Origin of the sequence: Paludibacterium flexuosum, assembly GCF_037076605.1 — a bacterium.
Classification (GTDB): Bacteria; Pseudomonadota; Gammaproteobacteria; order Burkholderiales; family Chromobacteriaceae; genus Paludibacterium.
In genome coordinates this window covers 2,052,899-2,066,819 of record NZ_AP029060.1, presented here as the reverse complement: position 1 = coordinate 2,066,819, position 13,921 = coordinate 2,052,899, and the positions used below count along the sequence as shown (strand labels likewise).

The window sequence follows — 13,921 nt, the reverse complement described above, 5'->3', positions numbered from 1 at the left end:
GTTGTCCGGCAGCGCCTTTTTTTACAGCAGATTCAGGGGATTACTTGGCAGCCCAGGGGTCGCCGGCGGTGGGCAGATTGCCCTGGGTCCACCACTTGGCACAGTATTCCTTGCCCTGGTACATCACGCAGCTGCCCCCGTTATACGCGGCGCTGGCCGACCATTGTTGCAAACCGCCACCTTGCTGCAGCCAGACCGAAGACTGACCCGGGATATCACCCTGAGTCCACCATTGGGCCTTCCAGTCGGCACCGGCATAGCTGACGGTGTTGCCGCTGGTATAGATCTGGCTGGAGGACCACGGTGCGCCATTGACCGGGGTAACATCGCCACCGCCGTTGTCGGTGTTGCCGCCAGCGGTGTTGCCGCCGTTGTCGGTGTTGCCGCCAGCGGTGTTGCCGCCGTTGTCGGTATTGCCACCAGCGGTGTTGCCGCCGTTGTCGGTATTGCCGCCAGCGGTGTTGCCGCCGTTGTCGGTGTTGCCACCAGCGGTGTTGCCGCCGTTGTCGGTGTTGCCACCAGCGGTGTTGCCGCCGTTGTCGGTGTTGCCACCAGCAGTGTTGCCGCCGTTGTCGGTGTTGCCACCTTGCTGCCAAACGGCCGCCTGGCCCGGGACATCGCCCTGCGTCCACCACTTGGCGGTCCAGGTGCTGCCCGCATAGGTCACGGTGTCACCGGCGGTGTAGACCTGAGTCGCCGACCAGGGTTGGCCGTTGACAGGACCGCTGTTGCCGCCGGCGCCGTTATCGCCACCGCCATAGTTCGGGTCACGGGTGACACCGGTACCCCAATGATCTGCGTAGGCCTGGAAGATGCTGCTGAAGGCATAGGGGTCTTGCACGATGCCCGAGCACTGGGCATCCACATAGCTGCCATTGCCGGCGCAGGCCTTGTCGCGGGTCAAGGACCACATCCCCAGCAGACCAATGCCATTGCTGCTGGCCATCTGGAGCAGATCTTTGGCGTTGTCGATGGTGAAGGTTTCCGGCTTGGTGTCATTCAGGCCGATCATCGGGGTCACGCCAACCAATTGCCACAGTTGTTCGTTGCTGAGCGACTGGCCGTGCGCCTTGTAGGCGGCGTCCAGCTGGCCATAGAGGCCCTGGGCGGCTTGCTTGGCAGCGGCGCCCATGTCCGAGGTGGCCTGACCATAGTCCATGGCCATGATGTTGACGCCATCCAGCGTCACACCGTTGTCCAGTGCCGACTTGACGACATCCTGGCCGGATTGGGTCAGGCCGTAGGGCATGGTCGGCAGGGTCAGGGTGACGTGCAGGGTCTTGCCCTTGGCCTTGAAATTGTTTTGCAGGGCGGCAACCGCTTCGAAGTTGCGCTTGTTGGCAGCGACGTCGTTCTGTGCCGCGCCTTCGATGTCGAAGTCGATGCGACTCAGGTCATAAGCGTCCAGCACGGTCTGGTAGGCCGACTGCAGTGCGGCGGTGGTGGTGCAGGACTGCTGCAGCGGGATGCCGTTGGCGCCGCCGAAGGACAGGGCCACTTCGCCGCCCTTGGCGCGGAAGTTCTGGATGCCATTGCTGATGGCGCTCATCTGGCTGTCGCTGCTGGCGCCGGCACTAGCGGTGATCGGCAGAACACCGCCCCAGGACGGTGCACAAGTCCCCTGAGAGACGACAAAGGCCATGGTGAACTGCTGGATCCCCTGGGTGACACCGATTTTATCGATCTGCGGGGTCGGCCACAGCGTCATATCGACATAGGGGGAAAAAGCACCGGCAAAAACCGATGCGCTGGCCAAGCTGGCAGCCAGCGCGGAGAGTGCAAACTTGCTTCTCATGGGTAAACTCCTGATGTGAGCAGTGACTGATTGCCAGTCCTGCGAGACCTCGGATGGAGGATGGTTCCGTGCAGTGCCAGACGGCATGAGCCACTCTTCTTCTGGCGCTGTCCGGGGTGGTCAAGGTAAACCGCCAGGGGGGCGTGACGAATCAGGTGAGTCCGAATCCATGGGCTGTCGGAAAGCAGAAAGGCGCTGCCAGATGTCTCTGGCAGCGCCTTGTGGGACTTTTTTCCGGGCGCAGCCTGGGGCTGTGCCGGCATGTCAGGCAGGTTACGCTTTGGGTTCTGGCGGGGTGATGACCTCGCTGTAGCCACACTCCTTCTGCGGGCAGACCTTTTCGGTGCCTCGACGTTTGGTAGTCTTGATGGTCAGGATCGGCCAGCCACATTGCGGGCAGGGTTCTGCCACCGGCGGGTTCCAGGTCGCATACTTGCACTTCGGATAGGTATTGCAGCTGTAGAACAGCTTGCCGTAGCGGCTCTTGCGCTCGATCAGGTTGCCGGTCTTGCATTCCGGGCACTGCACGCCGGTGTCACGCGGTTTTTCCAGTGGCTCGATATGCTTGCACTTCGGGTAGTTGGCGCAACCGATAAATTTGCCGTACGGCCCCTTCTTGATCACCAGCTGACCACCGTCATCCGGGCAGGTCCGGCCTTCGATGATTTCCGGTTCTTCCGGTTCGGCCGCCTGCTCTGCCGTCTCGTTCATGTTGCGGGTGTAGTCGCAGTCAGGATAGCCGGAGCAGCCGATGAAGCGGCCACGCTTGCCGAAACGGATCATCAGCGGCTTGCTGCACTTCGGGCAAGCCTCGTCCAGACTTTCTGTAGTGATTTCTGCGCGCGAAATGGTCTCTTTTTCGGCGATCTGCTTGGAAAATCCGTTCCAGAAGGTCTCCATGACCGGAATCCAGGCGCGTTGACCACCGGCGATTTCGTCCAGTTGATCTTCCAGCTTGGCGGTGAAGTTGTAGTCGACGTACTGGGCGAAGTGTTCGGTCAGGAACTTGTTGACGATTTCACCGGTGTCGGTCGGCATGAAGCGCTTCTTGTCCAGCGTGACGTATTCACGATCCTTGAGCGTGAAAATGATGCTGGCGTAGGTCGAGGGACGGCCAATGCCAAATTCTTCCAGTGCCTTGACCAGGCTGGCTTCCGAGAAGCGGGGCGGCGGCTGGGTGAAGTGCTGCTCGCCGTAGAGCTTGTCAATCGGCAGCGTCTCGCCGGTTTCCAGCAGCGGGAGCTTGGCGTTGTCTTCGTCTTCGGCATCATCGACGTCTTCTTCGTAGACGGCGAGGAAGCCGGCAAACACCTGCACCTGACCGCTGGCGCGGAAGGTGCCCGGACCGACGGCGATATCCACGCTGGTGGTATCGAATTTGGCCGGTGCCATCTGGCAGGACAGCGTACGTTTCCAGATCAGTTCGTAGAGCTTGTACTGGTCGGCGGTCAGGAAGGGTTTGACCGATTCGGGCGTGCGCTGGATGGACGTCGGACGAATTGCTTCGTGCGCTTCCTGGGCATTCTTCGATTTGTTTTTGTAGGTGACCGGGTTCTTCGGCAGGAACTCCGGCTCGAAGTTGGCGCTGATGTAGTCGCGGATTTCCGCCACGGCCTCGTTGGCGAGCACGACGGCGTCGGTACGCATATAGGTGATCAGGCCGACCGTACCCTGGCCGATGTCCACGCCTTCGTACAGTTGCTGAGCCGTACGCATGGTGCGGTCGGTGGTCATGCCCAGCTTGCGCACACCTTCCTGCTGCAGTGTCGAGGTGGTGAACGGTGCGGTCGGGTTGCGGGTTTTCTTTTTCTTTTCGATGTTGCCGACGATGGCCGGGTGGTTGGCCAGCTTGGCGACGGCCTCCTGGTGCAGGCTGTCATTGGCAATGTCGAACTGGTCGAGTTTTTTGCCGTCCAGCTCGATCAGGCGCGCCCCGAACTTTTGCCGTCCCTTGTGGCTGTCGAGGTGAACGCTCCAGTACTCCTGCGAGACGAAGGCGCGGATTTCATTCTCGCGCTCGCAGATCAGTCGCAGCGCCGGGCTTTGCACGCGACCGGCCGACAGGCCGCGGCGAATCTTTTTCCACAGCAGGGGCGACAGGTTGAAACCGACCAGATAGTCGAGCGCACGTCGGGTCTGCTGGGCATCGACCAGCGACTGCGAGACTTCGCGCGGGTTTTCGATGGCTTCCAGTACGGCGTTGCGGGTGATTTCATGGAAGACCACCCGTTTGGCGGTCTTCGACTTGAGCAACTTCTTGCTGTCCAGGATCTGCACCAGATGCCAGGAGATGGCTTCGCCTTCGCGGTCCGGGTCAGTGGCCAGATAAATGTTGTCCGCCTCGGCGACCGCCTTGACGATGGCATCGACGTGCTTGGTGTTTTTCGGGATCAGCTGGTACTTCATGGCGAAGTTTTTGGCCGGATCCACGGCGCCGTTTTTCGGCACCAGGTCACGCACGTGACCGTAGGAAGCCAGGACTTCGAAGTCCGGGCCCAGGTATTTTTTCAGTGTTTTCGCCTTGGAGGGCGATTCGACGATCAAGAGGCTCGAAGGCATGTTCGTATTCTTCAGTTAGCCGGCCGCAGGGTCCGGTGGCGTTGTCAGCCCGGGATACTCAATATCGGTTTGTCCAAAACAAAACAAGAGCGCTGCTTGCGCTCTTGGATGCGGCGACGGGTGTCTGCACGGAAGCCGGCGATGGTATGCCGGCCTTGTGCGCCTGACAAGTCATTGCATGGTTGGTTCGCCATGTACCGCATCCAGCAGCTCTTCGCCCAGCAAAATGGGCAGTTCGGCCTTTTGCACCCACAACACCATCAGTGAGACAAGTTTGGCAGAAGGCACCGTAATCTCGTCGTCGGTCAGTGCCAGCAGGCGGTCGATGACCATTTCCCGCTGCGCGCCGCTCAATGCGCCGTGATCCTCAAGGAACTGTAGCAGGCCACGCACTTCGACGGACAGTCGTTTTTGTTCGATGTCGCTGTAAATGCGCATGCCGCTGGCCTGATCCGCGCCGGCGAACGCCCCTTCCGAGATACGACACAGGCTGTCGATCCAGTCCAGTGCGTCCTGGATTTCGTCGTTGTCGAAACCGGCGGCTTCCAGTTGGTGTGCCAGCAGGTTGCGATCATCGAAGGCGTCCGGGTCGCGGTATTGTTCAAACAGATAGGCGAGAACATCAAACATGGTGCAACTTTACTTTTATAGATGCGATTCGACCGGCGGGGGGTCGATACGCTGGAAACGACCTCCGGGCAGGGGTGCGACGCGGCCTTCCAGCTCAAGCTGCAAGAGGATCTCGTAAAGCTCGGCGACAGTCAACCCAAGTCTTGGTCCGAGTTCGTCAATCGACACCGGTTCGGTCCCGATGGCATCCAGTACGGGATGAGGCTGGCCGGGGGGCGGGGAGGCCGGCGACTCGGCCTGCAGGCGTCCGACCTGATCGAGAATATCGTCGACCGTCTCGATCAGGGCGGCGCCCTCCTTGATGAGACGATGACAGCCACGGGCGCCTGCGTGGTGGATCGAGCCCGGTACGGCCATGACGTCACGACCGGCCGCCGCCGCCTGGCGCGCGGTGATCAGCGAACCGGAGCGCACGGAGGCTTCGATCACCAGACAGGCGAGCGACAGGCCGGCAATGATGCGGTTGCGTTGCGGGAAATGGCGTGCGACCGGCCCGGCGCCCAGCGGGTATTCGGACAGGATCAGCCCCTGTTGCGCCAGGTGTCTGGCCAGTTGCCGGTTATTTGCCGGATAAACGCGGTCAATGCCGGTGCCGATGACGGCGATGCTGGAGGCCGCATGGCGCAAGGCGCCTTGGTGGGCGCTGCTGTCGATGCCGCTGGCCATGCCGCTGACGATGCAATAGCCGTGCTCCGCCAGGGCTGCGGCATAATCGTGCGCCAGTCGGCAGGCTTGCGGGCCGGCATGGCGGCTGCCGACAATGGCCAGTTTCGGTCGGGCCAGCAAGCTGCGTTGGCCCAGACCGAAAAGCAGGCTGGGCGGCGAGGGCGATTCCGCCAGCGCCAGCGGGTAATCGGCGTCCTGCAGGCTGAGCAGAAAGGCGCCAGGGGTACGCTGCAGCCAGTCGAGCGATTCTCCGACTGCCGGGGCGGCCTGTCTGCACTTCAGCGCCTGTGCCACCTGACGGGGCAGAGTCTGACAGAGTGTGGCCAGGTCTGACGCCAGGGCACGGCGCAGGCTGCCATGACGCTGCAGCAAGGCCAGCATGGCGCGCGGTCCGAGGCCGGGGGTCAGGGCGGCGAGCAGCCAGTCGGGATCGGGAGACGGGGGCGGCAGGGTCTCGGTCATGATTGCCTCGCTGTGAAGGGCGCATGTCGCGATATAATGCAGGGAATTGACTATGTAACCCGCCATGTCAGACCTGGTCTGGCCTGGTGACAACCGTACGGAGACTGTTAGCCAGATGGCCTTGCTCAATATCCTGCATTACCCGGATGAACGTTTGCACAAGGTGGCCAAGCCGATTGACAAGGTGGACGACGAAGTCGTGCAGCTGATCGATGATATGGTTGAAACCATGTATGCGTCGAAGGGCGTCGGTCTGGCCGCGACGCAGGTCAATGTGCATCGTCGCCTGGTGGTGATTGATGTCTCGGAAGAGCGTGAAGGCGCCACCGCTTTCATCAACCCTGAAATCATCGAAAAGATCGGTGAAACCGAATACGAAGAAGGCTGCCTGTCCGTGCCGGGTATTTACGAGACGGTGCGGCGCGCCGAGCGTGTCAGGGTCCGTGCCCTGGGGCGTGACGGCAAGCCGTTCGAGCTGGAAGCGGATGGTCTGCTGGCCATTTGCCTGCAGCACGAGATTGATCATCTTGATGGCAAGGTGTTCGTCGAATATCTGTCGACGCTCAAGCAGAACCGTATTCGCACCAAGATGAAAAAGCTGGAAAAGCGCACGCTGTAAGCCCCCCTCGCAGGAAGACTCATGAAATTGATTTTTGCCGGTACGCCGGATTTCGCCGCTTGCGCCCTGGAGGCGCTGATTGCTGCCGGGCACGAGATCGCCCTGGTGCTGACCCAGCCTGACCGTCCCGCTGGTCGCGGGATGAAACTCAAGCCCAGTGCCGTCAAGGTGGTGGCGCAGACGCACGGTCTGCGTGTCGAGCAGCCGGCTTCGCTGAAGTCGGCAGAGACGCAGGACATGATCCGTGCCATCGGTGCTGAGGTCATGGTGGTGGCGGCCTATGGCCTGTTGCTGCCACAGGCCGTGCTCGACATGCCGCGCCGCGGTTGCCTGAATATCCACGGCTCGCTGCTGCCGGCCTGGCGTGGCGCCGCGCCGGTTCAGCGCGCGATCCAGGCGGGAGACCGTCAGACCGGCATCACCATCATGCAGATGGATGCCGGTCTGGATACCGGCGCCATGCTGAGCAAGCACGTGATCGATATTGCCGACACGGAAACCAGTGCCAGCCTGTTTGCCCGCCTGACGCAGCTGGGGGCCGAGGCCATCGTGGACACGCTGGCCCGGCTCGACAGCCTGACGCCACAGCCGCAGCCGGCCGAGGGGGTCAGCTATGCCCACAAGATCAGCAAGCAGGAGGCGCTGGTCGACTGGACGCAGGAGGCCGAGCAGGTGGCGCGGACGATTCGTGCCTTTAATCCGGCCCCGGGTGCCCATACCTTGTTGCAAGGCGAGCCGCTGAAGCTGTGGCAGGCTCAGGCCAGGGAGGGGCAGGCGCAGCCTGGCCTGGTGGTGTCGGCCGACGCGGAGGGCGTCCTGGTCGGCTGCGGCCGTGGTCTGGTCTGCATCAGCGAATTGCAGGCGCCGGGTGCGCGGCGTTTGCCGGCTCGCGAATTTCTGGCCGGGCACCCCGGCCTGGTGGGAACCCGTTTGGGGTAAAACACTCCAAAGCAGAACCTGTTAAGGAGGAATACCTGCTATGAATAACTGGCTGAAAACCACGGTACTGATGGCGGGCATCATCGCGCTGTTCGGCGTGATCGGTGCGCTGATCGGCGGCAAGACCGGCATGCTGCTGGCCCTGCTGTTTGGCGGGGCGATGAATCTGTTTGCCTACTGGCATTCCGACAAGATGGTGTTGCAGATGTACAACGCTCAGCCAGTCGATCAGCACACTGCGCCGGAGTTTTACTCGCTGGTCGCCGAGCTGGCGCAGCGCGCCGGTCTGCCGATGCCTCGTGTCTATGTGATTCACGAGGACCAGCCCAATGCCTTTGCGACCGGGCGCAATCCGGAGAATGCCGCCGTGGCGGCCACCACCGGCATCATCCGCATGCTGGACCGGCGTGAATTGCGCGGGGTGATGGCGCATGAGCTGGCCCATGTGCGGCATCGCGACATTCTGATCTCCACCATCAGCGCCACCGTGGCCGGGGCCATTTCCGCCCTGGCCAATTTCGCCCTGTTCTTCGGGGGGCGTGACGAGAACGGCCGGCCGGTGAATCCGCTGGCCGGCATCCTGATCGCCCTGCTGGCGCCCCTGGCAGCCAGTCTGATCCAGATGGCCATCTCCCGTTCGCGTGAATTCGATGCCGACCGCGGTGGCGCCGAGATCTCGGGAGATCCGCTGGCACTCGCTTCTGCCTTGCAGAAAATAGAGTATTATGCGCAGGGCCTGCCGTTTGCGGCAGCAGAAGCCCATCCGGCGACGGCACAGATGATGATCATCAATCCGCTGGCCGGCGGGGCCGGGGTGGCGGATTTGTTCCGCACCCACCCGCGAACCGAGGAGCGCATTGCGCGCCTGCATGACATGGCACGCGGCGTCCGTTGAATCCTGTGGTATCGGCGTGTGTGCCGATACCCTCTGATGATCCCGGCGGGATCGTTTTCGGGCCACAGCCAGGCCATGCCGGCTGTGGCCCGACCCTTTGAAGAAGCGCTATGCACCGTATTCAGGAATTGGCCGCCTTGACGGTCGAACAGGTTGCCGCCGGCAAAAATCTTACCGATGCGCTGGCAGCACAGCTGCGCCGTGTGCCGGATCTGAGTCCCCAGGAACGGGGCGCCATCCAGGACATTACCTTTGGTGTAATGCGCCACTGGGCCGAGCTGAAGCTGATTTTGCGGCAACTGGTACCGAATGCCCTGGCGCTGCCTTTTCTCGAGCACCTGCTGGTGGTGGCGATTTATCAGCTGTATTACAGCCGCACGGCACAGTATGCCGTGGTGAATGAGGCCGTGAGCCTGGCCGCGACCCAGGCGCGCGGCCGTTTCAAGGGGCTGGTCAATGGTGTGCTGCGCAACGCGCTGCGCCGTCGCGACGAACTGATGCAGGTGGTGGCGCGTGATGAAGAGGCGCGCAGCAATCATCCCGGCTGGTGGCTGCGAGCCCTGCAGCAGCACTACCCGGATCACTGGCAGTCGATTGTCGAGGCCGACAATGCCCATCCCCCGATGATTCTGCGCGTCAATACGCGTCGCAGCGACATGACGCGCTATCTGGCGGACTTGTCGGCAGCGGGGATTCAGGCCGAAGCGCTGGATGAGCAGGCCGTGCTGCTGGCCCAGCCGATGCCGGTGCGCGAGCTGCCGGGGTTTGCCGAAGGGGTGGTCTCGGTGCAGGACTGGGGCGCGCAGCAGGCGGCCCGACGGCTGGATCTTCAGCCGGGATTGCGGGTGCTGGATGCCTGTGCGGCGCCAGGTGGCAAAACCTGCCATATGCTGGAGCTGGCCGATGTGGAGATGACTGCGCTGGATGTCGATGGCATGCGACTGGCGCGTGTGCGCGAGAATCTGGATCGTCTCGGCCTGCAGGCACAGTTACTGACCGGGGATGCCGGGCGGTCGCAAGACTGGTGGGATGGCCGTCCGTATGACCGTATCCTGGCCGACGTACCCTGCAGCGCTTCCGGCGTCGTGCGGCGTCATCCGGACATCCGTTGGCTGCGGCGTCCGGACGACTTCCGCAATCTGGCGCGCCAGCAGGCGCAAATGCTGGATGTTCTTTGGTCTTTGCTCGCATCGGGCGGTAAAATGCTTTACGCTACGTGCTCGATTTATCCAGAAGAAAACTCGCAGCAATTGTCGGCATTCCTGCAGCGTCGAGACGACGCGATTTGCCTGAATCAGGAACAGTTGCTGCCTACCGATCGCCATGACGGCTTTTATTACGCGCTGCTTGAGAAACGTTAGCCTGCTGGTGGGCCTGCTGGCTTGTCTGGCCCATCCTGCCTGGGCCGACAACGTCAATGCGCGCCGGGCAGAGGCTGAGCTGATCGATGGCCAGCTTGCCATCAGCACGCGTTTCAATATCAAGCTGCCCAGCGGCCTGAGCGAAGCATTGACTCAGGGCGTGCCGCTGACCTTTCGTCTCGAGTTCGAACTGACCAGGCCGCGCAGCACGGCGCTGTACCTGAATCTCAGCCAGTGGTTTGCGCCGCATGCCAGCATGGTTTTCCGTCTTTCCTACCAGCCCCTGACTGATCGCTATCGGGTGGCGATCGGGTCCTTCGCCAATTACTACTCCAATCTGAATGAGGCCATGCGTGCCATCGGCGCCATCCAGAGCTGGCGCGTGCTCAATGTGGGCGCCCTGTCCGGCAATTCGCCGGATCAGGTGGCCGGGCGGGTGCGGCTGGTGCTGGACATCAGCGAGTTGCCCAAGCCCTTCCAGCTCAATGCCCTCGGCTCGTCCGACTGGACGCTGGGCTCGAACTGGACGTCGCTGGACATGAAAGGGGGCAGCTGATGCCCTATGCTGTGGTCGCTGTCGCCTCGGTGGCGGCCATCATGCTTTATCTGCTGGCGATTGCCACCGGCAATGCCAGCCGACTGGAGGCCTACTACTGGTGGGTTTTCGGGCTGAACTCCCTGTTGCTGGCGGCGCTGATCGGCGTGGTCGGCCGGCAGATGCTACGTTTGCGCGCCCGGGTGAAGAGTCGCATGTTCGGGGCCAAGCTGACCCAGAAGCTGGTCGGCATGTTTGCCCTGGTGGCGCTGGTGCCGGGGGTGCTGATCTTCACCATTTCCGCCCAGTTTCTGACCGGCAGCATCGAGAGCTGGTTTGATGTGCGGGTCGAGTCCGCACTCGACCGCGGCTTGTCTCTGGGACGCAATGCCCTTGGGTTTGTGCTGCAGGATGTCAGCCGCAAGAGCCATGTCGTGCAGGAGAACATCCAGGGGCTGGACCAGGGGGCGCTGGGCGGGCGGCTGGATGTGATGCGCGAGGAGTTGGCATTGCGGCAAATCGCCATTTTCGATCGCAGTGGCAGGTTGCTGGCATACTCGGGCCAGCCCGGCCTGCGGGCACCGCTGCCGCCGCCCAGGGATACCCTGCGCAGCATCAGTCCGATGCAGTCGGTTGACACCATCGAGAACGAAAACCAGACCGGTCTGCTGCTCAAGGTACTGCTGGGGTATCGCATGCCCGATGACAGCGTGCGGGTGCTGATGGTGATGCAGGGCGCACCGGAGAGCATTGCCCGCGACGCGGACATGATCGAGAGCGCACGATCGGATTATCGCGGGCTGTTGTTCAATCGGCATGGCCTTAAAACCTTCTACATGCTGACGCTGGCCCTGGCCTTTCTGCTGGCCCTTACGCTGGCGCTGGCTTTTGCCCTGTTTCTGTCCGAGCGCTTTTCTGCGCCGTTGCTGGAATTGGCTGCCGCCACCCGGGCCGTCGCCCAGGGTGACTTTTCCCGCCGTCACCCCGTCTACCGGCGCGATGAGCTGGGTATGCTGACGTCGATGTTCAACCGCATGACGCGGCAGCTGGATGAGGCGCGACAGCTGGCGGAGGAAAATCACCGCCAGCTGGAGGCCGGCAAAATTTATCTGGAAAGCATTCTGGCCAATTTGTCTGCCGGGGTGATTGCCTTTGACGCGGAATGGCAGTTGCGGGCCTTCAATATCAGTGCTGCCCGCATTCTGAATGTCGATTTTGATGATGTCGGCAAGCTGCCCTTTGCCGAGTGGCCGCAAAAGATCCCTGCGCTGCAGGCGCTCGCGGATACCGTCGGACAGCAGGCCGGCGATCAGGACCGGCGCGACTGGCAGCTGCAACTGGACTATCAGACCTCGCAGGGTGAGCGTGCGCTGCTGATCCGTGGTGCACGCCTGTCGGAGCTCAGTAACGCCGGCTATGTGCTGGTGTTCGACGATATTACCGACCTGGCTCGTGCGCAGCGTGATGCAGCCTGGGGTGAGGTGGCCAAGCGGCTGGCGCACGAGATCCGCAACCCGCTGACGCCGATTCAGTTGTCGGCCGAACGGCTGGCCATGAAGCTGGCAGACAAGCTGGAGCCCGCCGATGCCGAGATCCTGCACCGGGCCACCGATACCATTGTCAATCAGGTGACGGCTTTGAAAGGAATGGTGGATGCATTCCGCGATTATGCCCGCGCACCTCGTACCAAATTACAAAACCTTGATGTAAATGAGGTGATTCGTGAGGTCATGACGCTTTACGAATCCAATCCTGCTGTTAAGATTGATCTTTCCGACGGTCCGCTGATGATCATGGGGGATGCGGCTTTGCTGCGGCAGGTTTTGCATAATCTTTTGCAAAACGCCCAAGATGCCGTTCTTGACGCCGAAAACCCGATGATTCAAATTAGCAGCCGACTAGAAGGAAGAAACGTGCATGTCTGTGTGGAAGATAATGGCGCCGGTTTTTCGGCAGACATTCTTCCGCGTGCATTCGAGCCTTATGTGACCAATAAGTCCAAGGGCACCGGTTTGGGTTTGGCCGTGGTGAAGAAAATTGTGGAAGAACACCAGGGCCAAATCATTCTGGGTAATGCCGATCAACATGGCGCACGTATTCTTCTCATCTTGCCAATGCTGGAGGCCTAAGCGTGCGTAGCAGCGACATTTTGATTGTGGACGATGAGATCGGTATCCGCGAATTGCTGTCCGAAATCCTGCAGGATGAAGGATATACGGTGGCATTGGCGGAAAACGCCGAGGTCGCCAGACAGCTGCGGAATCAGACCCGCCCGGCACTCGTCTTGCTGGACATCTGGATGCCAGACTGCGACGGTGTCACGCTGCTGAAGGAGTGGGCCAAGTCGGGACACCTGAACATGCCGGTGGTGATGATGTCTGGTCATGCCAGCATCGACACTGCCGTCGAGGCCACCCGTATCGGTGCCTTCGACTTTCTGGAAAAGCCCATTGCCCTGCAGAAGCTGCTGACGACCGTGCAGCGTGCGCTCAAGTACGGCGATATGCAGGCCAATACCTCGCTGAATCTCGACAAGCTGGGCAAGAGCGAACCGGTTCAGGAGCTCAAACGCCAGCTGGAGCGGGTCGCCAAGGTCCGCTCCCCGGTACTGATGACCGGCGAGTCCGGTTCGGGCTTCGAGCTGGTAGCGCGCTTCTTCCACCAGGGCAACACCCCCTGGGTGACCCCGGCCAAGCCGGAGCAGCTGGCCGATGCGCCGCTCGAGCTGCTGCAAAAAGCCAATAATGGTGTGCTGTTCCTGCCGGAAATCGGCCAGTACAGCCGCCGTGTTCAGCAGGGCCTGCTGTTTTTGCTGTCCAAGCTGGACCGATTCAATGTCCGTCTGATCTGTTCCTGCAGCCGTCCGCTGCAGGAGTTGCTGGTGGATCCCGAGTGCGACAACCGGCTGCTGACCTCGCTGTCCAGCGTCATCGTGCCGATTCCTCCGCTGCGTGACCATGCCGAAGACATCATCTTCATTGCCGAGCAGATCCTGACCGAACTGGTCGAATCCAAGCAGGTACCGGCACGCAAGCTGACCACCGCCGCCCTGAACGCCCTGCGCCAGTACGACTGGCCGGGCAACCTCGAACAATTGCGCAGCATCATCAAGAGCCTGGCATTGACCGCCGAGTCCGATGATATTGATGCGCCGGCCGTCAACAAGGTGCTGGCGCAGTTCCGCCACGAGAAGCCGATCGAGGAAACCGGTTTCGACTTCAACCTGCCGCTGCGCGAGTTGCGCGAGCAGCTGGAACGGCGCTATTTCGAGTACCACATCTCGCTGGAGAACGGCAATATGAGCCGCGTGGCACAGAAGGTCGGCCTGGAGCGTACCCACCTGTACCGCAAGCTGAAACAGCTGGGGATCAAGTTCTCCCGCCGTACCGCCGAAGAATGACCGGTCGTTGACCGGGTCGCCCCAAAGCGCCGCTGACCGTCAGGCAGCGGCGTTGTTACG

Annotated in this window: 11 protein-coding genes; 7 read left to right on the top strand and 4 right to left on the bottom strand. The window is 61.7% G+C overall.

Annotated features, from left to right (window positions below; all coding sequences use genetic code 11):
* Window positions 1–40: 40 nt before the first annotated feature.
* The 4 genes from AACH39_RS09880 to dprA all read right to left on the bottom strand — a co-directional run bounded on the left by AACH39_RS09880 (window position 41) and on the right by dprA (window position 6,112).
* Window positions 41–1,795, bottom strand: a complete 1,755-nt coding sequence (locus AACH39_RS09880; protein ID WP_338619798.1) for a carbohydrate-binding protein — start codon at window positions 1,793–1,795, stop codon at window positions 41–43.
* Window positions 1,796–2,068: 273 nt separating this feature from the next.
* A complete protein-coding gene (gene topA / locus AACH39_RS09875) occupies window positions 2,069–4,354 on the bottom strand; it encodes a type I DNA topoisomerase (RefSeq protein ID WP_338619796.1) in 2,286 nt (761 codons plus the stop codon).
* A gap of 171 nt (window positions 4,355–4,525) precedes the next feature.
* Complete coding sequence (locus AACH39_RS09870; protein ID WP_215780351.1) at window positions 4,526–4,984, bottom strand: DUF494 domain-containing protein; 459 nt, start codon at window positions 4,982–4,984, stop codon at window positions 4,526–4,528.
* A gap of 15 nt (window positions 4,985–4,999) precedes the next feature.
* Window positions 5,000–6,112, bottom strand: a complete 1,113-nt coding sequence (dprA, locus tag AACH39_RS09865) for a DNA-processing protein DprA (RefSeq protein WP_338619795.1) — start codon at window positions 6,110–6,112, stop codon at window positions 5,000–5,002.
* A gap of 115 nt (window positions 6,113–6,227) precedes the next feature.
* On the opposite strand from dprA, the gene def reads away from it, so the two are divergent.
* The 7 genes from def (at window position 6,228) to AACH39_RS09830 (ending at window position 13,861) form a co-directional block, all read left to right on the top strand.
* Window positions 6,228–6,731, top strand: a complete 504-nt coding sequence (gene def / locus AACH39_RS09860; protein ID WP_215782625.1) for a peptide deformylase — start codon at window positions 6,228–6,230, stop codon at window positions 6,729–6,731.
* 21 nt (window positions 6,732–6,752) lie between these two features.
* A complete protein-coding gene (gene fmt, locus AACH39_RS09855) occupies window positions 6,753–7,670 on the top strand; it encodes a methionyl-tRNA formyltransferase (RefSeq protein WP_338619792.1) in 918 nt (305 codons plus the stop codon).
* 40 nt (window positions 7,671–7,710) lie between these two features.
* Window positions 7,711–8,565, top strand: coding sequence for a zinc metalloprotease HtpX (gene htpX / locus AACH39_RS09850; protein ID WP_215780359.1), 855 nt, complete (start codon window positions 7,711–7,713; stop codon window positions 8,563–8,565).
* 110 nt (window positions 8,566–8,675) lie between these two features.
* On the top strand, window positions 8,676–9,926 hold the full coding sequence (rsmB, locus tag AACH39_RS09845) for a 16S rRNA (cytosine(967)-C(5))-methyltransferase RsmB (protein ID WP_215780369.1): 1,251 nt from the start codon (window positions 8,676–8,678) through the stop codon (window positions 9,924–9,926).
* The gene (locus AACH39_RS09840; RefSeq protein ID WP_252346146.1) at window positions 9,913–10,482 is read left to right on the top strand and encodes a DUF4390 domain-containing protein; all 570 of its coding nucleotides are present in this window, start codon (window positions 9,913–9,915) and stop codon (window positions 10,480–10,482) included. The genes rsmB and AACH39_RS09840 overlap by 14 nt, the downstream gene beginning before the upstream one ends.
* Entirely contained in the window at window positions 10,482–12,590 is a 2,109-nt protein-coding gene (locus AACH39_RS09835) for an ATP-binding protein (RefSeq protein WP_338619788.1), read from the top strand. The genes AACH39_RS09840 and AACH39_RS09835 overlap by 1 nt, the downstream gene beginning before the upstream one ends.
* Before the next feature lie 2 nt (window positions 12,591–12,592).
* Complete coding sequence (locus AACH39_RS09830) at window positions 12,593–13,861, top strand: sigma-54 dependent transcriptional regulator (protein WP_215780375.1); 1,269 nt, start codon at window positions 12,593–12,595, stop codon at window positions 13,859–13,861.
* Window positions 13,862–13,921 lie beyond the last annotated feature (60 nt).